Source organism: Streptomyces lydicus (genome assembly GCF_004125265.1).
Taxonomy (GTDB): Bacteria; Actinomycetota; Actinomycetes; order Streptomycetales; family Streptomycetaceae; genus Streptomyces; species Streptomyces lydicus_C.
Genome location: NZ_RDTE01000003.1, coordinates 5383896 through 5406949, shown reverse-complemented (window position 1 = coordinate 5406949; position 23054 = coordinate 5383896). Strand labels below are relative to the sequence as shown.

Genomic DNA, 23054 nt, shown 5'->3' with positions numbered 1-23054 from the left:
GCCGGGACAGACGGCTCGTGGCGAAGGGGGTCTCCCGTCGGTGGGAGGCCCCCTTCGCCACGTGAGGACCGGGTTCCGTACCTCGATTTGCGGTGGCCGCCTCGGGCCAAAGCGCAGTCAAGTCGTGTACTCCAGCTCCGCCATGGCGACCCGATGCACCCGAGCCGACGCCTTCGAAGGCCGTGTGGGAGCACGCCGCCCCGGGCCCGCTCGGACGTGCCCGATGCCCACGCATTCAGGCTTCAGGCACTCCAGTGGAATGTTTATAGGGTAAACGGTCGTGCAATACGGGCCGCTATGGCCGGAATCTGTCTGCTGACTGTTCCCCTTGTCAGGAAATAACCTGCCCCGGCACACATCGCGTACGACGCATGTGAAAGGAAACCCGTGAGTCAGTTGTCGCGAATCAGCAGACGTACCTTGGCACTTGCGAGCGCCGGCCTCCTGTCCGTGGGACTCGGCACGGTATCGGCCACCGAAGCGAGCGCTGCCCCGAGGGCGGACGTCGTCGTCATCGACGGCTACACCAGAACGGTGCGGGAGTCGGCCGGAACTCCCGTCGAGTGCCCGGCTTATCAGGTCCTGATCGGCCGGTCACACAGTGGTGACGAGAACGGCAACACCACGTACTACTGCGGATTCGTCCTCATCCACGACGAGCTCGTCCAGGTGAGTGGGCCGACCTGGAGCAGCTCCCAGAAGGAAAGCGGATCGTTCTTCTCCGCTCCGCCGCCCAATATGGCCCTGTCCGGCCGGCAGCACAGCGGGGACGAGAACGGTCAGACGAGGTATGCGACCGCCTCGATGAGCTGGCAGGGGCGGAATGTACACCTGACCTCCTACCGCTGGACCGCGGGCCAGCGGGAAAGTTCCAGCCACTCGAAGGCAGGCCCGGAAGAAGTCATGGTCGGCCGGCAGCACAACGGAGACGAGAACGGTCAGACCTACTACCAGTACGCCAGGGTCACCCTGGGATAGATCAGCCGTGGTTTTCGCTGCCTGCGATCATCTCCGGCAGCAAAGCCGCCACCACAGGGTGAGCAGTCAAGAAACGGTCTGCCGGGTTACCCGGCAGACCGCCAATACGAAGGATCAAGGACGGCTCAGGGGCTTCAGATGCATGCCCTCCACTCCTTGACCCCGGCTGTTCAGACACGTGTACTCGATGCGGCGTCCCGTGGGGCTTGTCAGGTCGTAGAAATCCTTCAGGCACTTTCCCAGCACCTTCTGGCCATAGGAGTTCGGGTGGAAGGACTCCTCTACCTGCCCTTGCGCGTGAGAAATACCCGCGGACAGAAAGCGCATCCACTCCGCGTCCCGGCTGGGAATGGGACTGGCCAGCGTGTCACCGGCCCTGGCATGACGAACTCCCTTGGCGCAGACCTCGTGACCATCGAAAGCCCACTGGAGATCCAGATAGTGGACGTTCTTCTCCGCCGCGACGCCCTCCAGCATGTCGGCGATGCCCTTCACCACGTCCAGGCGCGCCCAATTGGTGTCCTCGTTGTAGAAGGGGCATCCGCCTGGACTGTAGCGGCTGGAGGTGAAGCTCACGCCTTGTGAGTAGCGGTAGCCGGAGGACAGTGGAACCGGCGACGGGTACGACTGCATCGCCAATGCGTAGGAGCCGTCCGGGTGCCCCGTCTCCCGCATCACTCTGCGAACCTGATCAATCACATTTTTTACCTTGTCCGGGACTTCTCTCCTCAATTTTTCCTTGAGGTCCCAGTCATAGACTTTCCAGCAGTACTGCCCGACCGGATTGGAAAGAAATCTCTTGATGCAGCTACCGATGATGTCGCTGAATCCGAGATCATTTCCGCTGATGGAGATCTGAACCAGCTTGATGTCGTATGTTCTTGCGAGGTCTCGCAGCTGGTCCGCCTGGGGCCACTCCCCTTTGAAGGACGTGCCGCCGGCCGCCGCGGGCAGGATGTTGCCGGTCACTGCACCGGAGCAGGCAAGATTGAACTTGCGATCCACGGAGATGTTCGACTGCATGATCTCCGCGACATCCGATCTGTGACAGCCGTTCTCCTTTCCGGTCGTCGGATCCAGGTATGACCCGTCCACATACACCCGGTTCGGATCTTTCCGGCAGCCACCGGAGTCGCATACGGTGGCACGGTCCGTTCCGAACATGCTGTCCGTCTGGCTGTACGCCATATCGACGTTACCTTGCCACCTTCCCCCCTCTCCCGAGATAAAGCTGTCGCCGAGCGATACGATTGCCGTGGGCTTTGCCCTGGGGCCGCCCGACCCGGTCGATGTCGCTGACGAATCGACCGACGATGCCGCCAGGCAGACCGGCAGGAGTGCAGCGACCACCGTTAGCGCACGGGCTTTGCGATGGGTGCACCATGCGAGGCGAGAATTCTTTCGGCGGCCAGAGCTCATGGCATCCTGCACGGCTTCCCCCTGCATCCGTAGGTGCCTTCTCCGGCAATGACCCGAGCGGCGGATCCACGGTACGCCGCCATATTGATGGGGAGAGCGGAGTTTCGGGCCAGATTTATGTAATGCGGAACTGGAAAAGCGTGGCGCGGAATCATTTATTTGATGATCCGGTCCCGGCGACCGACGGGCCTTTTCCGGCTCCCCGAGAACCCGACGGATGGCCGACGGCGCCGCCACGGGCCAGTCGGACGGCTACTGTCCAGCGATAACGTCGGCCCGGCAGCCGACCGCGATGCCGCGACAGACGGAACAGGTGGCGAATATCCGCCCGCGGATTTCCGCCACCACCGCGATGTCCGACTCGACAACCCGTGCACACCTCACACAGGCCGACTTGCCCCCGCTCCCCCCTCCCGGAACGATGGTTGGGTGAGCGATGCACCCGAGGACGTCGGGCCGCGCCCGGAGTCGGACCCCGCCAAGGCCCGCGGGCGGCTGCGTCGGGACAAGGCCCGTGGGCGGCTGGGCCGGGAGCCGCGCGCCACGGGGCCGCCGGGAGTGTCCGGCGGTGCGTATCTGCGGTATCCGCATCTGCAGGGTGACCTGCTCTGTTTCGCCGCCGAGGACGATCTGTGGATCGCTCCGATCGCCCCGGAGGGCGAGGAGCCCGGGCGTGCCTGGCGGCTGACCGTGGACCGTACCCGGGTCGGCCATCCCCGCTTCTCCCCCGACGGCAGGCACATCGCCTTCACCACCTGGCGCAGCCTCGATCCGGAGGTCCATCTCGCGCCGGTCGACGGCGGCCCGGCCCGGCGGCTCACGTACTGGGGCAGCACGGATGCCCGGGTCTGCGGGTGGACGCCGCCCGACCACGAGGGGCAGCCGCACATCCTCGCGGTCTCCTCGCACGGCCAGCCGTTCTCGTACTACTCGTGGGCCTACAGCCTGCCCACCGACGGCAGCCCCGGCGGCAAACTGCCCTGGGGGCCGGTCTCCGATATCGCGGTCGCCGACGTCGAAGGGGAGCACCGCACCCTGCTGCTGAGCGGCAAACCGCCGCACGAGCCCGCCTCCTGGAAGCGCTACCGGGGCGGTGCGATGGGGCGGATGTGGCTGCACGGCACCCGGCTGCTGCCGGATCTGTACGGGCACCTCGACTCGGTGATGTTCGTCGGCGGCCGGGTCGCGTTCCTCTCCGACCACGAGGGCACCGGCAACGTCTACTCCTGCCTTCCCGACAGCACCGACCTGCGCCGGCACACCGACCACGCCGACTTCTACGCCCGGCACGCCTCCAGCGACGGCTCGCGGATCGTCTACCAGTGCGCCGGTGACCTCTGGCTGATCGACGATCTGAGCCCGCAGGCCGTACCGCGCAAGCTGGCCGTACGCCTGGGCGGTCCGCGGGCCGGCCGGCGGACCTACCAGGTGCCGGCCGCCTCGCACGTCACCGGGCTCGCGGTGGACACCACCGGGCGGGCCAGCGCGGTCGGCGTACGCGGCAGCCTGTACTGGCTCACCCACCGCGACGGCCCGGCCCGCACGATTCACGACACCCCGGGCGTACGGGTCCGGCTCCCCGAAATGCTGGGCTCCACCGGCCGGATCGCGTACCTCACCGATGCCGAGGGCGAGGACGCCATCGAGATCACCAACCTGCCGCGGGCCGGCGCGCCGGGCGAACCGCGCCGGCTGGCCGCCGGTGAGCTGGGCCGGGTCCACGAGATGAGCTCCGCACCGGACGGGGAGCGGCTGGCGGTGGCCTCCCATGACGGCAGGCTGCTGCTGGTGGATGTATCCCGGCCGGAGGAAGGGACGAGCGGGGCAGGGACGGCCGGGGAAGGGACAGCCGGAGGAGAAACGGCCGGGGAAGGGGAGACCGGGGAGGGCGCGGGGGACGTTGGGGCAGGGGAGGTTGAGGCAGGAGACGTGGGGACGGCCACGGAGACGGCCGCGGGACCCGGTGGCGGTGTCACCGAGCTGATTCGCTCCGCCAACGGCCCGGTCCGCGATCTGGCGTTCTCGCCGGACTCGCGCTGGCTGACCTGGTCGCACCCCGGCATCGGCCGGACGCTGCGGCAGATCAAGATGGCCCGGCTGTCCGACGGGCACATCGTGGACGTCACCAACGGCCGGTTCGAGGACGAGCAGCCGGTGTTCACCCGCGACGGCCGCTATCTGGCGTTCCTGTCCTGGCGCGGCTTCGACCCGGTCTACGACGTGCACACCGGCGATCTGTCGTTCCCGCTGGGCTGCCGCCCGTACCTCGTACCGCTCTCGTCGGCGACCCCCTCGCCCTTCGCGCTGTCGCCGGAGGGCAGGCCCGCGGCGGGTGGTCTGGACCCGGACGAGATTCCTCCGCCGTCCGGCGAGGGGCCGGTGCTGGTGGAGGTGGAGGGGCTGGAGAACCGCGTCACCCCGTTCCCGGTGGCCGCGTCCAAGTACTCCTCCCTGGAACCGGTCAGCGGCGGCGGGCTGGTCTGGCTGCGCTGGCCGATCTCCGGCGCGCTGGGCGAGACCTTCGCCAACCCTGCCGACACCTCGGGCCGGCCCACCCTCGAACACTTCGATCTGACCAAGGCGCGGCGCACCGAACTCACCAGCTCGCTGGACGCGTTCGCGCTCAGCGGCGACGGCACGCGGCTGGTCGTCAACGACGAGGGCGACCTGCGCGCGGTGCCCGCGACCGAGTCGCCGGACAGCGACTCGACGGTCTTCCTGGACCTGCGGCGCATCCTGCACGATGTCGATCCGGTGGCGGAGTGGCACCAGGCGTTCGACGAGGCGGGCCGGATCACCCGGGCCTACTTCTGGGACCCGCAGATGTGCGGCCTCGACTGGGACGCGGTGCTCACGCAGTACCGGCCGCTGCTCGAACGGGTCGCCTCCCCGGACGAGTTCGCCGATCTGCTGCGCGAGGTGATGGGCGAACTGGGCACGTCGCACGCCTATGTCGTGGGCGCCCGGCGCAACGAGGGGCCGCCGCACTACCAGCGCGCCATGGGCCTGCTCGGCGCCAACCTCGTGTGCCGCGACGGCCATTGGGTGGTGACCCGGATCCTGCCCGGCGAGTCCTCGGACTCCAAGGCCCGGTCCCCGCTGGCCGGTACGGGCATCCGTGAGGGCTCGGCGCTGACCCATGTCGACGGGCGCGGGGTGGACCCGGTGACCGGCCCGTATCCGCTGCTGGCCGCGGCCGGCGGCACCACCGTGGAGCTCACCTTCTCCCCGCCGGAGGGCGAGGGCCCGCCGCGCCGGGTGGCGGTGGTCCCGCTGGTCGACGAACGGCCGCTGCGCTACCAGGACTGGGTGGCCAAACGCCGCGCCGTGGTACGGGAGTTGAGCGGCGGCAGGTGCGGCTATCTGCACATCCCCGACATGGGCGGTTCCGGCTGGGCGCAGTTCAACCGCGATCTGCGGATGGAGGTCTCCCGGCCCGCGCTGATCGTGGACGTACGGGGCAACGCGGGCGGCAATATCTCCGAGCTGGTGATCGAGAAACTGACCCGCACCATCATGGGCTGGGACCTGACCCGCGACGCCGAGCCCGTCTCGTACACCAGCAACGCCCCGCGCGGGCCGGTGGTGGCGGTCGCCGACGAGATGACCTCGTCCGACGGCGACATGATCACCGCGGCCTTCAAGCTCCTGGGCATCGGCCCGGTGGTCGGCATGCGGACCTGGGGCGGGGTGGTCGGGATGACCGGCCGGCACCGGCTCGCCGACGGCACCGCGATCACCGTCCCGATGAACGCCGCATGGTTCCGGCTCTATGGGTGGGGCGTGGAGAACCACGGCGTCGAGGTCGACATCGAGGCGCTGCGCTCGCCGCTGCACTGGGCGGAGGGCCGGCATCCGCAGCTGGGCGTCGCGGTGCGCACGGTGCTGGAGCTGCTGGAGCGGCATCCGGCGTCGGCCCCTCCGGACCTGTCGGACGCGCCGGACCTGCGGCGGCCGCCGCTGCCGCCGCGGAGTGGGGGCGCGGAGGGGGCGGCGGGGGCCTGACGGTACGTCGGTCCGGCCCGGAATCAGTGCCGTTACCCCCTGTTCAACTGCCGCCCAGCCGACGTCAACACCTCAGCCACCGCCGACCTCGACAGCGCTCTGACCTGCCCGGACAGCTAAAAGCCGGGCCGCTTCGCTGTCACGGACCCATCACATGAGGGACGTACTCTTCCCGGCCGGGGCCTCTCCACGGGCCCCGCCAACGCCCCCCACCTCAACGGAGATACACCGATGGGAATCCGTCGACGGATCGCCCCGCTGGCCGCCGCGCTGACCCTGACCGGCGGCCTGGTCGCCACCCAAGCCGCCCCCGCGCTGGCCGCCCAGCCGGCGTCCCAGCGGACCGCAGGGAAGGCCGCGGCCGATGGCACGTACCTCTACTTCGACAAGAACCAGAGCGACCCCGGAAAGTCGGCCCTTTCCCTGATGCAGAGCATTCCCGGCGCCCGTGACACGGTGCTCGCCAAGTACCGTGCGGGCTCCGGCGACGGCGGCCGGAACGGCAAGGACGAGTGCGCCAGTTCGCAGGGCTGGCTGCCGAACGGCACCTACCAGGTGCTGGCCCACGACGCCCACTACAACGGCGGGGACGAAGGGGTCAACGGGAAGGTGATACACGTCCAGGACAAGGTGTGCGAGAACGGCCGGACCACGCGCGCCGAGCTGTTCGTGCACAGCGAGATGTGGCCCGAGGGCAGCCAGGCGTCCGCCGAGCCCGGCAAGGACAACCCCTACCGCTGGGACAGCGCCGATGACTACCGCTCACTGGGCTGCATCAAGCTGAAGCCGACCGACATCGGGAACCTCTTCGACAAGGCCGGGGAGTACGGCTGGCCGACGAAGCTCAAGGTCGTCGCCTGACCGTCAGTCGTCTGACCGCCAGTCGCCTGACCGTCAGCCGCCTGGTCATCAGCCGCCTGGCCGTCAGCTGACAATGCGATGGGGCGCACCCGGTCGACCGGGTGCGCCCCTTCACGCATGGCGCGTACGCCGCCGCGCGTGAGGTTTCAGGACGAGCCGTGTCAGCTCTGGAAGCGGCCCTCGGCGGCGTCCATCGCCTCCTGGGCGGGACGGCCGGCCTGCTGGCCACGGTCCCGCGGCTGCTGGCCACGGTCCTGGCCGCCGCCCTGACGCTGGCCGCCACGCTCCTGGTCCTGGCGCTGACCGCCGTGCTCACGGTCCTGACGCTGACCGCCGCGCTCGTGACCCTGCTCGCGAGCGTCGCTCCGGGCGTTCTGCGCCTGGTTCTTGAGCTCGTTGGCCTTGTCCTGGAACTGGTCCTTGATGCCCATGCTGTTCACTCCTAGTGGGGTGTAGGGGGGTTGGGCCCCGTTCAGCGTGACACGCCCGGACATTGCTCGCATTTCGATCACGGATGACTACACTCCGTGACGTCCGAGGGTTGCGCATCAGCCGCGCACCCGCGCACTCGGCAGGCGCTGACCGGCCGCTCAGGGGCGGCTCAGGGGCGGCTCCGGTGCAGCTCAGGGGCGTCTCAGGGACACCTCAGGGGCATCTCAGGGACTTCTCGCCGGCCGTTCGCCGCCCGGTTCACCTGTCCGCCCGCCAGGTCCCGGTCACCGGTCGGCCCGCCGGGCACCGGTTCACCGGCCCGCCCGCGCCTTCTCGTCCGCCTCGCCGCCGGCACCCACCAGGCCGATCCGCAAACCGTCCAGCCGGTCGCCGAACCGCCGTACCTCACGCTGGCCCACCGACCCGATCAGCGAGGGCAGATACCCGCGGACCGACTGCATCCCGCGCAGCCACCACTGCCCGTAGACATGCGCGGAACGGCGCTCGATGCCCGCGACGATCCGGTCGACGGCGGGGCCCAGCGGATAGGTCTTGTTCGACGGCCACGGCAGCCGGGAGCGCAGCTCACGCATCACCTCGTCCTGGTCGGCGCCGCGCACCATATCGGTGTCGGTCCAGCTCAGATAGCCGACCCCGACCCGTACGCCCTTGTGGCCGACCTCGGCGCGCAGGCTGTGCGCGAAGGCCTCGACGCCCGACTTGGAGGCGCAATAGGCGGTCATCATCGGCGCCGGGGTGATCGCGGCCAGCGAGGCGATCTGCAGGAAGTAGCCGCGGGACGCCATGAGGGCGGGGAGGAAGGCGCGGCCGGTGACCGCGCCGCCGATGAGGTTCACCTCGATGACCCGCCGCCAGGAGTCCGGGTCGGAGTCGGCGAACGGGCCGCCGGTCGCCACCCCGGCATTGGCGACGACCACATCGACCTTCCCGAAGCGGTCCTTGACCTCGCCCGCCACCCGGGCCATCGCCTCGTGGTCGGTGACATCGGCGTGCCAGTGGTGCGCCGGACCGTGCAGCGAGGCCGCGACGCCCCGCAGCTCGTCCGGCTCCAGACCGACCAGCGCCAGCGTCGCCCCGCGCGCCGACAGCTTGCGGGCCAGCAGCGCACCGACCCCACGGGCCGCGCCGGTGACGACGACGACCTGGCCTTCCAGGATCCCGGCCCCGCCCCCGCTCCGGCTCCCGCTCCCGCTCCCGCTCCGGCTCTTGTTCGCGCTCGCGCTCATGCCGACTTCTCCTTCTTCTGCCGTGCGGGGCGGGGGACTTCGGCGGCGGCGGACTCTGCGCAATCGGTGCCGCCCCCCGCCGGCCGCAGGTGGTCCCCGACGAGCTCGCGCAGCCGGCCGGCGACCGCGCCGGGGTCCTCGACCGGCGTCATGTGTCCCCGGCCCGGCAGCTCGGTCAGACCGAGGCAGTCGGGGAGGACGGAGGCCAGCCGACGGGCGTGCACGAGCGGGGTGAGCCGGTCGGCGGTGCCCGCGATGACCGCGGTCGGCAGCTCCAGCCGGCTGACCTCTCCGGTCAGTTCGAGTCCGGCCAGCACCCGGCCCCAGTGGGCCCGCACCCCGGGCGGGCAGGCGTGCACGATGCGCGCACAGGCCTCGATCTGCGCGGCGGTGGCGCCGGGGCCCATGGTGGCGTACCTCAGGGCGCGTTTGGCGAGGGGCGATACGGGGCCGAGCGGCGCCTTGGAGTGCAGCATCAGCCGGTGCGCACGGCGCCGGCCCTGCGGGCCGCGCAGCGGGAACACCCGTGATTCGGCGGGCAGATCGGCCATTCCGGTGCTGCACAGCAGTGCGGCGGCGGCCCGCTCGCGCAGCTGCGGCCGTCCGGCGGCGGCCATGATCGTCATACCGCCCATGGAGTGGCCGCCCAGCACGGCGCGTTCGTCCGGCCGCAGGGTGGCGTCCAGTACGGCCACCAGGTCGTCGGCGAGCGCACGGGTGCTGTGGCCGGCCGGCCCTGCGGCGGGGCTGCGGCCGTGACCGCGCTGGTCGTAGACGACGACCTTGTGCTCGGCGGCCAGGTCGCGGACGACCGGCGCCCAGAAGGCGGTCGAGCAGGTCCAGCCGTGCGCCAGCACGACGGCCGGGGCGTCCTTCGGGCCGTGGATTTCGGCGTACAGCCGGGCGCCGTCGGCCGAGGTGACGGTCAGCGTCGTACGGGGCACCGGCGGCGCGTACGGGCCGGTGGTGACGTGTCCGGGCCGGCGGCTCATGCGACCACCTCCGTGCGCGGGCCGGCGGCGGTCCGGTCGCCGGGCCGGCCGGACGGTGGCCGCAGCACCTCGTACTCCGCGAGGTCGACCTGCCGGGTGACCTTCTTGAACTCCCCGGTCGTCCCCGGCCAGACGGTGGTGTTGCGGCCGTTGGCGTCCAGATACCAGCTGTTGCAGCCGCCGGTGTTCCACACCGTGCGCGCCATCCGCTGTTGGAGTTTGTCGTTCCACTGCTGCACGGCGGACGGCCGGGCGTCGAGGGCGATCTTTCCGCCGAGCACGTCCAGCTGGCGCATGAAGTCGGCCAGGTAGTTCAGCTGCGCCTCGATCATCAGGATCATCGAGCTGTTGCCGAGGCCGGTGTTGGGCCCGATGACGGTGAGGAAGTTGGGGAAGCCGGCCGCGCTGGTGCCGCGCAGCGCCTCCATGCCGCCCTTCCACTCCTCGGCCAGCGTCGTCCCGTGGACGCCGGTCACCCGCTGGGCGATCGGCAGGTCCGTCACATGGAACCCGGTGCCGAAGATGATCGCGTCGGCCTCCACCTCGCTCCCGTCGGCCCCCACCAGGGTGCTGCCGCGCACCTCCTTCAGCCCCGCGGCGACCACGTCCGCATTGGGCTGCGCCAGGGCCGGGTAATAGGTGTTGGAGAGCAGGATCCGCTTGCAGCCGATGCGGTAGTCGGGGGTCAGCACGGCCCGCAGCGCCGGATCCTTGACGGCCTTCTTCATATGGTTCCGGGCCAGAAGCTCGACCAGCCCCAGCTCGTTGGGGCGCTTGGTGAAGGCGCTGACCTGCAGTTCCCGCAGGCCCCAGAGCAGGCCGCGGCGGGCCGCCCGGGTCGCGGGCACCTTGGTGTGCAGCCACTTCTCGGCCGCGCTGATCTTGCGGTCGGCGCGCGGCAGTACCCAGGGCGGGGTGCGCTGGAAGAGCGTCAGGCGTGCCACATCCGGCTGGATAGCCGGCACGATCTGGATCGACGAGGCACCCGTACCGATCACTGCGACGCGCTTGCCCCGCAGGTCGTAGTCGTGGTCCCAGCGGGCGGAGTGCGAGACCTTGCCGGGGAAGGTGTCCAGCCCGGGTACGTCGGGAAGCTTGGGGTCCGACAGCGGCCCGGTCGCCGAGACCACCACATCTGCGGTCAGCGGTCCGCCGGCCGTCTCCAGCTCCCAGTGCAGCGCCTCGGTGTCCCAGCGCAGGCTGTGCACCTCCGAGTTGAGGCGGAGGTGCGGGCGCAGGCCGAAGGTGTCGGTGACCCGCTCCAGGTACGCGCGGATGTGCGGCTGCCCGGAGAAGTTCCGCGGCCACTCCGGGTTGGGCGCGAAGGAGAAGGAGTACAGGTGCGAGGGGACATCGCAGGCGCATCCCGGATAACTGTTGTCCCGCCAGGTGCCGCCCACCGCCCCGGCCCGCTCCAGGATGACGAAGTCGGTGATCCCCTCGCGCCGCAGCCTGACCGCCGCGCCTAGACCCCCGAACCCCGATCCGATCACCGCAACCCGCACATGCCTGCGCTCGCGCTCGGCCATTGCGCCGCCTCCCGAGTTCGACGTACTTCACTGCCATCTTCGGTGCCGTGAGGTCCGGCGCCACCGTCGCCCACCTCATTGCGCCAGCAATCACTGGCACGGTTGGAGCGTAGGGCAGCCGCGTACCGAGCGGTAGGGGTCGGGCGGCAGGAAGTTGCCGCCGGCTTCCGTCCCGGCCCCGTGCCGTACCCCCGGGCATAGGCTGAGCCCGTGGCAGCGAACGAGAAACCCGAGGACGCGCGCACGGAAGCGGCAGCACACCCCCCGGCGCGCGAACTGCGCATGGCCGACCTGGCCAGGGAAGCCGGCATCACGGTCCGTACGCTGCGCTTCTACCGCGAGCGCAAGCTCATCCCGCCGCCGCGCCGCGAGGGCCGGATCGCCTGGTACAACGAGCACCACCTCGCCCGCCTGCGCACCATCGGTGCCCTCCTGGAGCGCGGCCACACCCTCGGCGGCATCGCCGACCTCCTCTCGGCCTTCGACACCGGACGCGATGTGCGCGAACTGCTGGGCCTGGACGACACCCTGGTGGCGCCCTGGTCCGAGGAGACGCCCGTCCGCCTCACCCCCGAAGAACTCGCCGACCACTTCAGCGAGGACATCACCCCCGAGAACCTGACCACGTCCCTGGACATCGGCTATCTGGCCGTCGACGGCGACGAGTTCGTCCACATCAGCCGCCGCCTGCTGGATGCCTCGACCGAACTCGTGGACCGGGGCATCCCGTTGGCCGACGTCCTCGAAGCCGGCCGCCAGGTGCGCGCCCACGCCGACGCCCTCGCCGTCATCTTCGCGCGCCTCATCCGCACCCACCTCCTCTCCGACGCCCACACCCGCACCTCGGCGGACGAGCCCCCCGGCCCCGACGAGGTCGACCGCATCGCCGAGACCATCGACAGGTTCCGCCCGCTCGCCAAGGGCGTGGTCGATGCCGAACTCTCCATGGCCGTGGACCGCCGCGTCCGGGCGGAGCTGGCGACGTGGCTGCGGGAGCACGGGCAGGAGCAGGGGCAGGACGGGGACGGGGAGGGGGAGGGGGAGGGGGAATGAGGCAACAGGCAGGGACAGGATGGGGATTGAGCGCGCCCGGCCGGGCGGTCGCGGCTCACCCAGGCCCCGTCCACACCCCGGCCGCATGGTCGGACAGGCGCCGCAGGGCGAGGTCCCGGTCGGCCGGCGGCTCCTCGGACGCGACGAGCCTCCCGGCGTAGATGCGCACCAGCCCGGTCCGCGCGAAGTGGCCCCCGGCCTGCTCTTCGAGGAGGTGCGCCTCGCACAGCTCGGCGAGATGCCGGCGGGTGCGCGGCAGGTCCTGTCCGGCCAGCGCGGCGGCGGCATGGACCTCCACGTCCGGGCCGGGGACGAGCCCGAGGAGCCGGAACAGCCGGGCCGCACCACTCGACAGTGCGCGGTAGCTGAGCGACAGACCGGCCTCCACGGACAGGTCCGGATCGGCCGCGGCCAGCTCGCACAGCCGGTGCCGCTCATCGGCCAGCTTCTTCGTCCAGTCCGCCAGCGACCAGCCGACGTGCGCCATCAGCCGTGCGGCGGCGATCCGCAGCGCCAGCGGCAGCCGGTCGCACCGCTCGACGAGTTCCCTGGCGGCGGCGTCCTCCGCCGCGATGCGCTGCCGTCCCAGCGCGCTCCCCAGCAGCTCCAGGGCGTCGTCCGCGGGCAGCGGACCCACCGTGACCAGCGCCGCCCCGTCGCGGATCATCAGCCCGCTCAGCCGCCGCCGGCTGGTCACCACCGCCAGCGTGCCCGGCGTCGCGGGCAGGAGGGGGCGCACCTGCTCGGCCGTCCCGGCGTTGTCCAGCACCACGAGCATCCGCCGCCCGGCGAGCAGCGAACGGTAGAGCGCCGAGCGCTCCGTCTCGGAGTCGGGGATCGTCGCGTCCGGCACCCCCAGGGCCTGCAGGAACCTCCCCAGAACGGTGCCCGGCCGCATCGGCGGACGCTCGAAGCCCCGGAGGTCGGCGAAGAGCTGTCCGTCGGGGAATTCGGCCTTGACCCGGTGCGCCCAGTGCACCGCCAGAGTGGTCTTGCCGGCCCCGCCCCCGCCCGCGAGCACCACACAGCCCGGGCCCGGGATCCGGTCCAGGGTCTCGTCCAGCGCGGCGTTCTCCCTCGTACGGCCGCAGAAGTCGGCGATGGCGGGCGGGAGTTGGGCAACGGGAGAGGGGGCGGCGGGCCGGAGGTGCGCGGCGGAGGGCGGGGCGGTGGACGGGAGGTGCGCGGCGGGATGCGGTACAGCGGGCGGGAGTTGCCCGGCGGAGGGCGGGAGTTGCCGCCCGGCGGAGGGCGGGAGTTGCCGCCCGGCGGAGGGCGGCGGGCGGTCGGCGGTGTGCGGCACGGCGGGACGGGGACCGACCGCCGGGGGACGACCGGTGAAGTGCGGCACGGCCGCCGGCTTCCCGTCGAGCACCGCCAGATATGTCTCGTTGAGGGCGGGGCCGGGATCGATGCCCAGCTGGTGCTTCAGGTGCCGTCTGGTCCGGTGGTAGTGGCCGAGGGCTTCGGCCTGTCTGCCGCTCGCCTGCAGCGCACGCATCAGCAGCGCCGTCAGCTCCTCGTGCAGCGGGTGCTCCGCCAGATGGGCGGTCAACTCCGTGACCGCTTCCCCGTATCTGCCGAGCAGCAGCAGCTTGTCCCCGAGCTCCTGCAGCGCCGCCACCCTCGCCTGGGTCAGGCCGACGCCCAGCGTCCGTCTGACCCGGTCGCCGGGCACATCCGCCAGCGCCTCGCCACGCCACAGACCGAGCGCCTGGCGCAGCTGCGCGACGGCGGTCCACGGCTCGGCCTCACGGGCGCTGGACACCAGCTCCCGGAACCGGTTGACATCCACCGCCCACGGGTCGGCGATCAGCACGTATCCCCCGCCGCGGGTGGCGATTTCGGCCTGCCCGGCGAGCAACTGCCGCAAGCGGTGCACATGATTGTGGACCACGCCCTTCGCCCTGGCCGGCGGGTCCGCGTCCCACGCCAGGTCGATCAGCCTGCCCACCGGGATCACGCGATTGACCTCGCTGACCAGAATCGCGGTCACGGTGCGCAATCGGCCCGCCCCCAGGCTCAGCAGCCGCCCATTGTTCACTTCGATTTCAACCGGCCCCAGTAGCCGCAACTGAACCATTGTGCCCTCGAGTTCATGCTGCCGATGCGCGCACAGCAAACCGCCCTTTTGCCAGAAAAGACCACCGACGGGAAGGCAAAGTTCCGTTTCCCCTTTCGCTCTCACTATGTGGACGCGGAAAGCGGACTGACGGAGAGTCAGTGAAATGTGCGGACCACCTGCGAAGTACGTGATCACAATGTGAGCGGTTCATGAGCGAAGCCGCGAAACATCCTTCCTGTGCCGGTCGCAGCGGCCATCCCCTAGCGGCTGCCCGGGCCGCCTCTCCGGTCTCCGGGACACACCCGGGGACCGGAGAGGACTGCATCCCCGTACACATGGAGGAGAACCATGGTTACCAAGACTGTCGTGAAGAAGGGCCTTGCGGCCGCGGCGCTGTGCGCGGCGCTGAGCGGCACTGCCGTCGCCTTCCCGGCGACCGCGTCGGCCGCCCCGGCCGCTGCCGCCGCCGCGGCGGGCGAGTCGCCGGTCAGCGTCGGCGCCAACGCCAACGTGAACTTCAACGTCGACGTCCTCGGCATCGCCAACAAGATCGAGGCCGCGGTCAAGACCGCCCAGAACCGCGAAGGCTTCGTCAAGAACCTGATGGAGACCGCGTTCTACGAGAGCGGCCAGCACTACAACGTCATGGTCCACAACCTCAGCCAGCCGTACGAGGACCACCTCAACGGCGTGAAGCAGTACGGCTCGGCCACCTACGACGGCGTCACCTACGGCATCTGGATCTTCGAGGACGGCGAGTTCACGAACCAGGGCGACGGCGGCTACATCAACTGGGCCTTCCGCGGCATCTGGGAGCGTCCCGACAACGGCGGCTACGTGAAGTTCTCCCGCATCGCCTGAGGCACCGGCCGGAGCACCGACCACGCCTCCCGCTGCACGACGGCCCGCCGCATCCCGGCGGGCCGTTTCTGCTGCGCGAAGGCGTCCAGGCCGCCTCCCCCCGCTGCTCGTCCCGTCCAGGCCCGGCTGCCCCGGCCGGCCGGCGATCCCCCGACCCGCTACCGATCGAAAACGACCGTCACCGGCGCATGATCGGACCACCGCTGGTCATGACTGGCCGCCCGCTCCACGTACGCCTTCACCGCGCACCGCGCCAGACCGGGCGTGGCCATGGCGTAGTCGATGCGCCACCCCGCGTCGTTGTCGAAGGCGCGGCCCCGGTAGGACCACCACGAGTACGGGCCCTCGGTGTCCGGGTGCAGGCCGCGGACCACGTCCGCATAGCCGCCGCGGGTCTCGTCGAGGACATCGGTCAGCCAGGCGCGCTCCTCCGGGAGGAAGCCGGACTTCTTCCGGTTGGCCTTCCAGTTCTTCAGGTCGGCTTCCTGGTGGGCGATGTTCCAGTCCCCGCACACCACCACCTCACGGCCGTCCGCCGCGGCCCGTTTGCGCAGGCCGACGAGGTAGGGCAGGAACTCCGCCAGAAAGCGTTCCTTCTCGTCCTGCCGCTCGGTGCCGACCTCGCCGGAGGGCAGGTAGAGGCTGGCGACGGTCACACCGGGCAGGTCCGCCTCGACGTACCGCCCGCTGTCGTCGAATTCCGCCGATCCGAAACCCACCTGCACCCGCTCCGGCTCCCGCCGGGTGTAGAGCGAGACCCCGGCCCGGCCCTTGGCCGCCGCGGGGGCGTGCACGGTGTGCCAGCCCGCGGGCTCCCGTACCTCCTCCGGGAGCTGAGCGGTCTCGGCCCGCACCTCCTGCAGGCAGAGCACATCGGCCGCGGTCCCCGCCAGCCACGGGACAAAGCCCTTCTTGGCCGCGGCGCGCAGCCCGTTCACATTCACGGTGGTCACGGTGAGCACAACATGCTCCTTGGTTTCGCAGGCGGGAGGAGGCTGCCCCACACACCTCACGGTGGTCACGGCGAGCACCCGGCACGATACCCATCCCGGAATCCTGATCGCGCCGCCCGCCCGCTCACCCGTACGCTTTCCGGAATGGAGATATGCCCCGTCCGCTACGACCACCCCGACGCGGTCGCCCTCGACGCGCTGGTGCAGCAGGAGTACGCCCGGCGCTACGGCGACGACGGCGACATCACCCCGCTCGCCCCGGAGATGTTCCTCCCGCCGCGCGGCACGTATCTGATCGCGTACGACGGCACCCGCCCGCTGGCCACCGGAGGATGGCGGCTGCAGGAGGACGCGGCGGAGGGGTACGAGAGGGGCGACGCCGAGATCAAGCGGATGTTCGTGCTCCAGGAGGCGCGCGGGCGGGGGCTGGCCCGGCGGATCCTGGCCGCCCTGGAAGCGGACGCGCGGGCCGCGGGGCGCACCCGGATGGTGCTGGAGACCGGCACCAAGCAGCCCGAGGCACTGGAGCTGTACGCCTCCAGCGGCTATGTGATGGCCGAGAAGAAGTTCGGGCTGTACCGGGCCTACGAGGACAGCCGGTGCATGACGAAATCGCTGGTGGAGCGCTTCTGAGGGACACCGGGCCGACGCGCGCCGGCCTCCCCGCCCACGCCTGGGCACGGGCGGGGACCTGACTTTTGTTGACACGCCTCCCGACCGCTCTCCATACTCATTCCACTAATCAACTAGCTAAAGGGGGGATCCGGGTGAGCGACCCGAGCCCATGGGCCATCGAGGCCGAAGGTCTGGGGAAGAAGTACCGCCGCGGCTGGGCGCTGCGTGACTGCTCCTTCCGGCTTCCCGCCGGCCACATCTGCGCACTCGTCGGACCGAACGGCGCGGGCAAGAGCACCTTCCTGGGCACCGCGACCCGGCTGATCCAGCCGACCACCGGCACCCTGAAGCTGTTCGGCGTCCCGGTCTCCGACCCCGCCGTCCTGCAGCGGGTCGCCTTCCTCGCGCAGGACAAGCCGCTCTACCCGCGCTTCACCGTGGCCGAGACCCTGCGCCTGGGCCGTGAGCTGAACCCGCGCTGGGACCAGGCACTGGCCGAGCGGATCGTACGGTCGGGGAAGGTGCCGCTCGGCGCCCGGATCGGCACCCTCTCCGGCGGCCAGCGCACCCGCGTCGCCTTCGCCCTCGCCTTCGGCAAGCGGCCCGAGCTGCTGCTGCTCGACGAGCCGATGTCCGACCTCGACCCGCTCGCCCGGCACGAGCTGTCGGGGCTGCTGATGGCCGAGGCCGCGGAGCACGGCACCACGGTCCTGATGTCGTCCCACATGCTCGCCGAGATGGAGGTCATGTGTGACTACCTCCTGGTGCTCGCCGAGGGCCGGCTGCGGATGGCCGGCCAGACCGAGGAACTGGTGCCCGCGCATCAGCTGGTGACGGGCGTGGCCGGTGACGACGGCGGGGTGCCCGAGGAGCTGCGCCGGCAGCACACCGTGGTCGAGTCCCGGATCAGCGGGCGGCAGTTCAGCGCCCTGGTCCGGCCGCACGGCCCGCTCTCCGACAGCTGGGACTCGCTGACGCCGAGCCTGGAGGAGGTCCTGCTGGCCTACCTGCGCTCGCCCGACGCGCCCACCCTGATCGCGGACGAGGCCCGCACCGGCGGACCGCACGGGGCCGCCGCATGAGCCGGACCGGCAACGCCGTCACACCGGGCGGGACGGACGCGGGCACGGCTGCGGAAGCCGACACGGGCACGGGCACGGACGCGGGCAGCGGTCCCGCGGCCGCGGTCCGCCGCGGGCTGCTGCACGGCCTGCCCTGGCTGGTCTGGCGCCGGCACCGCGCGCTGCTGCGCACCGGCCTGCTGATCACCGTCGCGGGCTGTGCCACCTTCGCCTACCAGCGCATCGGCCTGATGGACTTCCTGCACGCCAAGGGCGCCTCGGCGGGCGCCGGGAGCCGGGTGTCCACGGAGTTCCAGAGCAGCTTCGGCACGATGTTCAGCCGGGATGTCCACTTCCTGCGGCTCCTTCCCCTGCTCGCCGGCCTGTTCCTCGGCGCACCGCTGATCGCGGGCGAGCAGGAGCGCGGCACCCTCAAGCTGGTCACCACCCAGTCCGCGAGCCGCGGCCGCTGGCTCGCCGCCACGCTCGGCCTGCCGCTGGCCCTCGTCGTGCTGTGCATGACCCTGCTGTCGGCCGCCTTCACCTGGCTGTGGTCCCCGGCCCACGCCCTGGTCGCCGACGGCGACTGGCTGGAGAGCGGCGCCTTCGACACCACCGGGCCGGTGCCGGTGGCCACCGCCCTGTTCCTGACGTCCTGCGGTATCGCCCTCGGCATGCTGTTCAAGCGGGTGACGGCGGCGATGGCGGCCACCCTCGTCCTCTCCGTGGCCGCCACCGTGGTCTGGGACGAAAAGGTGCCCGGCCTCCTCGGCACGCTGCGCAGCGTCAGCTACCCGTACGGCGGCGACGGCCCGTCGCTGCCCGCCGCCTCCGTACGGATAGACGACTGGGTGTCCACCGCGGACGGCAGGCTCTACGGCTTCGGCACCTGCACCACCGGAGACACCGGTGCCTGCCGGGCCAAGCTGGGCATCGTGAGCCGGGTGACCCAGTACTTCGACTACGGACAGATGGCGGGGATGCAGTGGCTGGGCGCGGGGATTCTGCTGGCGCTGGCAGCCATGGTCCTCGCGTGCGTCGTCTGGCGGGCACACCGGCGGCCGCTCTGAACGGCGCGGCGCACGACGGACGGCTCGGGCGGCGGCCCGCGGTTTCCCCGCGTACGGGGAATCCCCCGGGCGGCGCTTTGACACCCGGCACGGCCGGGCCGATCATCAAGCGGTCGGGCAGCACGGTCCCGGCGGCCCACAGGGCGGCACCCGCCGCCCACAGAGCGGCACCCGCGGCCATGAGGGTGGCAATCGCGGTCCGCGGGGCGGCACCGGCGAAAGCAGCAGAGAGGTGGTGAGCGTCGTCGAATTCCGCATCGACCGCCGCAGCGGCGTCGCCACCTACCTCCAGATCGTCCAACAGGTCCAGCAGGCACTGCGGTTGGGCATCCTGGTGGAGGGCGACCGGCTGCCCACCGCCGCGCAGGTCGCCGCCACGACCAAGGTCAACCCCAACACGACCCTCAAGGCCTACCGCGAGCTGGAACGCGAGGGCCTGGTCGAACCGCGCCCCGGCCTCGGCACCTTCGTCAGCCGTACGCTCGCCCGCCCCGAGTCCGCGGCGGACGCCCTGCTGCGCGAAGAGCTCCGCTCCTGGGTGGACCGGGCCCGCGCGGAGGGGCTGGACCGCGAGGACGTCCAGGCGCTGATGAACTCGGTGCTGCAGGACCGGTATCCGGAGAGCTGAGGCGGACGGGCCGGGCGGGCAGTGAACCGGGCGGGCCGGGGGCGGTGAACCGGGCGGGCTGGCCGCGCCGGGCGGGCGGTGAACCGGGCGGGACCGGCGAGCGGCCGGCATCCCTGCCGTCCCCCTGCCGTCCTCGCGCCCGCGCACCCCGCCCGCCTTCTTCCCCGCCCCCGCTTGACCCTCACCCCACGTCAGGTTCCACCCTGAAGGACGGCACGGCCCGCCACCGGTGGCACCCCACCGGGAAGGACGGGATGGCCGGCCAGGCGGGATGAAAGGCGCTGCGATGAGATATTCGGTCGGGCAGGTCTCGGGATTCGCGGGCATCACGGTGCGGACCCTGCACCACTACGACAAGGCCGGCCTGCTCTCCCCCAGCGACCGCAGCCCCGCCGGCTACCGCCTCTACAGCGATGCCGACCTCGCCCGGCTGCAGCAGATCCTCTTCTACCGGGAACTGGGCTTCCCGCTCGACGAGATCGCCACCATCCTGGAGGACCCGCAGGCCAACGCCCTCGATCACCTCCGCGCCCGGCACCGCAGCCTCAACGACCAGATCGCCAAGCTGCAACGGCTGGTCGAGGTCGCCGAGAACGCCATGCAGGTCCAGGAGACCGGCGTGCAGCTGACCCCCGAGGAGCGCTTCGAGGTCTTCGGCGAGGTGACCTTCGACCTCACCTACGCCACCGAGGCCCGTCTGAAGGGGCAGCACCTCGAAGGCCACCAGCGCTCGATGGCGCGGGCCGCCGCGCACTCCAAGGAGGACTGGGCGACCCTCATGGCCGAGCACGCCGACTGGCGCCGGCGGCTGACCGCCGCCTTCGACGCCGGGGAGCCCGCGGACGGCGAACGCGCCATGGACCTCGCGGAGGAACAGCGCCGGCACATCACCCGCTGGTTCACCCCCTGCCCCACCGATATGCACGGCCGGATCGCCGACGACTTCGCCGCCGACCCCCGCGCCTTCGCCCTGGTCGTCCCGCCCGGCGAACAGCGGCCCGGCCTCGCCGCGTATGTGCGCACCGCCGTGCACGCCAACGCGGTACGCCAGTCACCGGAGCCCTAAGGGATCCCTGGAGACCCTTAGGGCTCCCCCTCCGGGCTCCCGCAGGGCCTGCCGCCGAACTCCCGTCTGCCCCGCGCACCCGGGCCACGCCGCCCTGCCCCTACGGGACCACCCTGCCCTGCCCTGCCCCACCGTGCCGCAGCCCCACCCCCTGACTCCCTCCCCGCCCGAGAAGGCCGACGCCCATGACGAACATCCTGATCACCGCCGCCGGATCGTACGGCGACGTCGCCCCGTACACCGGCCTGGGCGCCCGCCTCCGCGAGGCCGGGCACGAGGTCACCCTGGCCACGCACGACACCTACGCCGGCCTGGTACGAGCCGCCGGCCTGGAGTTCCGCCGTCTGCCGGCCGACCCCCGCACCCGCCGCCCGGACGCCGCCGGACCGGCGCGGCCCGCCCGCCCCGCCGGCAAACGTGCCCTCATGCGCCGGGCCGCCGCCTTCATCAAGGAACTGGGCGGCGGAATCGCCGAGGCCGCCCACCCGGACACCGGCCTCCTCCTGCTCTCCGCCACCACCGCGCCACTCGGCCACCACCTCGCCGAGGCGAGGAACATCCCGTACCTGGACCTGCCCCTCGTACCCGGCGCGCCCACCGGCGACTTCGCCCCGGTCGTCAGCGGCGCCCGCTCGCTGGGCCGTTGGGGCAACCGCGCCGCAGGACGCCTGTCGCTCCGCGTCATCGACCGCCTCTACGCGGACGCGACCCGCGACCTCCGGGCCCGCCTCGGCCTGCCGCCCGCCACCGCCCGCACGGCCCGCCGCCGCGCCGAAGCTGCCGGCCGGCCGGTCCTGCACGGCTTCAGCGAGGTACTGGTGCCCCGCCCCGCGGACTGGCGTACCGGCCTGGACGTGGTCGGCAACTGGTGGCCCTGGCACGCACCGGATGCTCAACTCCCGTCCCTCGTCGAGGACTTCCTCACCGCGGGCCCGCCCCCGGTCTTCATCGGCTTCGGCAGCATGGCGAGCGGCGACGGTGAGCGCCTGAGCGCCCTCGCGGCCGCCGCCCTGCGCCGCGCCAAGGTCCGCGGCATCCTCCAGTCCGGGTGGGCCGGGCTGACCACCCGCCACACCCCCGGGCACGACGACCTGCTCACCATCGGCGACGTCCCGCACGCCCTCCTCTTCCCCCGCATGGCTGCCGTGGTCCACCACTGCGGCGCCGGAACCGCCGCCGCCGGGCTGCGCGCAGGCATCCCCACCGTCCCGGTCCCGGTCACCGCCGACCAGCCCTTCTGGGCCGCCCGCCTGGCCTCCCTGGGCGCGGCCACCGCCCCGATCCCCTTCGCCGAGCTGTCCGCCGACCACGCCGTCGCCCGCCTGGCCCACGCCCTCACCCAGGCCACCGCCGCCCCCGGCCGCCGCGACCACGCCGCCGAGGCCGCCCACCGCCTCGCCGCCGAGGACGGCGCGGGCCAGGTCCTCAAGGCGGTCGGACGCCTGGGGGTCTGAGGCGCCCCGCCCGCCCCGTACTCCCGCGATCCCTATCCGGCCGCCCGGCCCAACGAGGCTCACCCGCCCGGCCAACCTCCACCCGTTCGGCGGCCCGGCGGCCCGCCCCGGGATGCGACCACCCGTCACAAGGCGTGGGCTCGCCATATGACCCCATTCCGTACCCGCCCCCCACTCCGCAGAATGCTGCTCCACGCCATAGCCACGTCGGCCATGGGCAGTGTCCTCGCGCTGACGGCCTCCCAGGCGGCCCACGCCGCCGCGCCCACCGCCGCCGGCACCCACTCCGGCAAGTGGACCCACCCCACCACCGCGCACTACCGCATCAGCTCGCCCTACGGCGCCCGCGGCCACTGGCGCGCCGGCCACCACACCGGCATCGACCTCGCCGTCCGCTCCGGGACCCGGGTCAGATCCGTGGGTTCGGGCACCGTCGTCCTCGCCAGGAGATCGGGCGACTACGGCAAGGCCGTGACGATCCGGATGAACGACGGCCGCTACATCCTCTTCGGCCACCTCTCGCGCATCACCGTCCGCCCCGGCCAGAAGGTCCGCGCCCGCACCCGCCTCGGCTACAGCGGCGCCACCGGCCGCGTCACCGGCCCCCACCTCCACCTAGAGGTCCGCAAGAACCGCCGCTACGGCTCGGACATCAACCCCCTCACCTACCTGGCCAGACACGGCATCCGCCTCACCTCGCGGTCCTTCACCCGCTGACCCGCTCCCGCCTCTACGCTCCCCCGTCGCCCTCAAGCCCCCCAACTT

The 23054-nt window shown here is 71.7% G+C and carries 19 protein-coding genes; 13 read left to right on the top strand and 6 right to left on the bottom strand.

Annotated elements, in window-relative coordinates; all coding sequences use genetic code 11:
- Positions 1-420: 420 nt before the first annotated feature.
- A complete protein-coding gene (locus D9V36_RS26335; protein WP_129295923.1) occupies positions 421-978 on the top strand; it encodes a hypothetical protein in 558 nt (185 codons plus the stop codon).
- 114 nt (positions 979-1092) lie between these two features.
- On the opposite strand, the gene D9V36_RS26330 is transcribed toward D9V36_RS26335, so the two are convergent.
- Positions 1093-2166: a GDSL-type esterase/lipase family protein gene (locus tag D9V36_RS26330; protein ID WP_164993035.1), complete on the bottom strand. Its 1074-nt coding sequence runs from the start codon at positions 2164-2166 to the stop codon at positions 1093-1095.
- Between the two features lie 789 nt (positions 2167-2955).
- On the opposite strand from D9V36_RS26330, the gene D9V36_RS26325 reads away from it, so the two are divergent.
- From D9V36_RS26325 to D9V36_RS41105, 3 genes are all read left to right on the top strand, one after another.
- Entirely contained in the window at positions 2956-6402 is a 3447-nt protein-coding gene (locus D9V36_RS26325) for a S41 family peptidase (protein ID WP_129298704.1), read from the top strand.
- Positions 6403-6633: 231 nt separating this feature from the next.
- The gene (locus tag D9V36_RS26320; RefSeq protein ID WP_129295921.1) at positions 6634-7263 is read left to right on the top strand and encodes a hypothetical protein; all 630 of its coding nucleotides are present in this window, start codon (positions 6634-6636) and stop codon (positions 7261-7263) included.
- A gap of 158 nt (positions 7264-7421) precedes the next feature.
- A complete protein-coding gene (locus D9V36_RS41105) occupies positions 7422-7709 on the top strand; it encodes a hypothetical protein (protein ID WP_164993034.1) in 288 nt (95 codons plus the stop codon).
- 297 nt (positions 7710-8006) lie between these two features.
- Here D9V36_RS41105 and D9V36_RS26310 read toward each other — a convergent pair whose 3' ends face one another.
- The 3 genes from D9V36_RS26310 to D9V36_RS26300 are packed head-to-tail and all read right to left on the bottom strand — an operon-like array spanning position 8007 to position 11463.
- Positions 8007-8942, bottom strand: a complete 936-nt coding sequence (locus D9V36_RS26310) for an SDR family oxidoreductase (protein WP_241721046.1) — start codon at positions 8940-8942, stop codon at positions 8007-8009.
- On the bottom strand, positions 8939-9934 hold the full coding sequence (locus tag D9V36_RS26305) for an alpha/beta fold hydrolase (RefSeq protein ID WP_129295919.1): 996 nt from the start codon (positions 9932-9934) through the stop codon (positions 8939-8941). Before D9V36_RS26305 ends, D9V36_RS26310 begins: the two co-directional genes overlap by 4 nt.
- Positions 9931-11463, bottom strand: a complete 1533-nt coding sequence (locus tag D9V36_RS26300) for a flavin-containing monooxygenase (protein ID WP_129295918.1) — start codon at positions 11461-11463, stop codon at positions 9931-9933. Before D9V36_RS26300 ends, D9V36_RS26305 begins: the two co-directional genes overlap by 4 nt.
- A 210-nt stretch (positions 11464-11673) precedes the next feature.
- Here D9V36_RS26300 and D9V36_RS26295 point away from each other — a divergent pair, with 210 nt between their 5' ends.
- Positions 11674-12516 (top strand): MerR family transcriptional regulator, encoded by an 843-nt coding sequence (locus D9V36_RS26295; protein ID WP_431357699.1) that lies wholly within the window; start codon positions 11674-11676, stop codon positions 12514-12516.
- Between the two features lie 55 nt (positions 12517-12571).
- On the opposite strand, the gene D9V36_RS26290 is transcribed toward D9V36_RS26295, so the two are convergent.
- On the bottom strand, positions 12572-14512 hold the full coding sequence (locus tag D9V36_RS26290) for an AfsR/SARP family transcriptional regulator (RefSeq protein WP_241721045.1): 1941 nt from the start codon (positions 14510-14512) through the stop codon (positions 12572-12574).
- A 417-nt stretch (positions 14513-14929) separates the two neighbouring features.
- Here D9V36_RS26290 and D9V36_RS26285 point away from each other — a divergent pair, with 417 nt between their 5' ends.
- Positions 14930-15442 carry a stress protein gene (locus D9V36_RS26285; RefSeq protein ID WP_129295917.1) on the top strand — a complete coding sequence of 171 codons (513 nt, stop codon included), beginning with the start codon at positions 14930-14932 and terminating at the stop codon, positions 15440-15442.
- Between the two features lie 158 nt (positions 15443-15600).
- On the opposite strand, the gene D9V36_RS26280 is transcribed toward D9V36_RS26285, so the two are convergent.
- Positions 15601-16404 (bottom strand): exodeoxyribonuclease III, encoded by an 804-nt coding sequence (locus tag D9V36_RS26280; RefSeq protein WP_129295916.1) that lies wholly within the window; start codon positions 16402-16404, stop codon positions 15601-15603.
- A gap of 135 nt (positions 16405-16539) precedes the next feature.
- On the opposite strand from D9V36_RS26280, the gene D9V36_RS26275 reads away from it, so the two are divergent.
- The 7 genes from D9V36_RS26275 (at position 16540) to D9V36_RS26245 (ending at position 23006) form a co-directional block, all read left to right on the top strand.
- Positions 16540-17028, top strand: coding sequence for a GNAT family N-acetyltransferase (locus D9V36_RS26275; protein ID WP_129295915.1), 489 nt, complete (start codon positions 16540-16542; stop codon positions 17026-17028).
- 134 nt (positions 17029-17162) lie between these two features.
- On the top strand, positions 17163-18092 hold the full coding sequence (locus D9V36_RS26270; RefSeq protein ID WP_129295914.1) for an ABC transporter ATP-binding protein: 930 nt from the start codon (positions 17163-17165) through the stop codon (positions 18090-18092).
- 116 nt (positions 18093-18208) lie between these two features.
- The gene (locus tag D9V36_RS26265; RefSeq protein WP_431357762.1) at positions 18209-19141 is read left to right on the top strand and encodes an ABC transporter permease subunit; all 933 of its coding nucleotides are present in this window, start codon (positions 18209-18211) and stop codon (positions 19139-19141) included.
- A gap of 232 nt (positions 19142-19373) precedes the next feature.
- Complete coding sequence (locus D9V36_RS26260; RefSeq protein WP_129295912.1) at positions 19374-19769, top strand: GntR family transcriptional regulator; 396 nt, start codon at positions 19374-19376, stop codon at positions 19767-19769.
- A 286-nt stretch (positions 19770-20055) separates the two neighbouring features.
- Positions 20056-20835, top strand: a complete 780-nt coding sequence (locus D9V36_RS26255; protein ID WP_129295911.1) for a MerR family transcriptional regulator — start codon at positions 20056-20058, stop codon at positions 20833-20835.
- A 185-nt stretch (positions 20836-21020) separates the two neighbouring features.
- A complete protein-coding gene (locus D9V36_RS26250) occupies positions 21021-22289 on the top strand; it encodes a glycosyltransferase (protein ID WP_129295910.1) in 1269 nt (422 codons plus the stop codon).
- A gap of 183 nt (positions 22290-22472) precedes the next feature.
- Positions 22473-23006, top strand: a complete 534-nt coding sequence (locus D9V36_RS26245) for a M23 family metallopeptidase (RefSeq protein ID WP_241721044.1) — start codon at positions 22473-22475, stop codon at positions 23004-23006.
- The last annotated feature ends 48 nt before the right edge of the window (positions 23007-23054 follow it).

Coding starts and splice junctions, on each gene's coding strand:
- D9V36_RS26330 (WP_164993035.1), bottom strand. CDS start 2,166: ATGGCGTACAGCCAGACGGACAGCATGTTCGGAACGGACCGTGCCACC.
- D9V36_RS26320 (WP_129295921.1), top strand. CDS start 6,634: ATGGGAATCCGTCGACGGATCGCCCCGCTGGCCGCCGCGCTGACCCTG.
- D9V36_RS26310 (WP_241721046.1), bottom strand. CDS start 8,942: ATGAGCGCGAGCGCGAACAAGAGCCGGAGCGGGAGCGGGAGCGGGAGC.
- D9V36_RS26305 (WP_129295919.1), bottom strand. CDS start 9,934: ATGAGCCGCCGGCCCGGACACGTCACCACCGGCCCGTACGCGCCGCCG.
- D9V36_RS26300 (WP_129295918.1), bottom strand. CDS start 11,463: ATGGCCGAGCGCGAGCGCAGGCATGTGCGGGTTGCGGTGATCGGATCG.
- D9V36_RS26285 (WP_129295917.1), top strand. CDS start 14,930: ATGGTTACCAAGACTGTCGTGAAGAAGGGCCTTGCGGCCGCGGCGCTG.
- D9V36_RS26275 (WP_129295915.1), top strand. CDS start 16,540: ATGGAGATATGCCCCGTCCGCTACGACCACCCCGACGCGGTCGCCCTC.
- D9V36_RS26255 (WP_129295911.1), top strand. CDS start 20,056: ATGAGATATTCGGTCGGGCAGGTCTCGGGATTCGCGGGCATCACGGTG.
- D9V36_RS26250 (WP_129295910.1), top strand. CDS start 21,021: ATGACGAACATCCTGATCACCGCCGCCGGATCGTACGGCGACGTCGCC.
- D9V36_RS26245 (WP_241721044.1), top strand. CDS start 22,473: ATGCTGCTCCACGCCATAGCCACGTCGGCCATGGGCAGTGTCCTCGCG.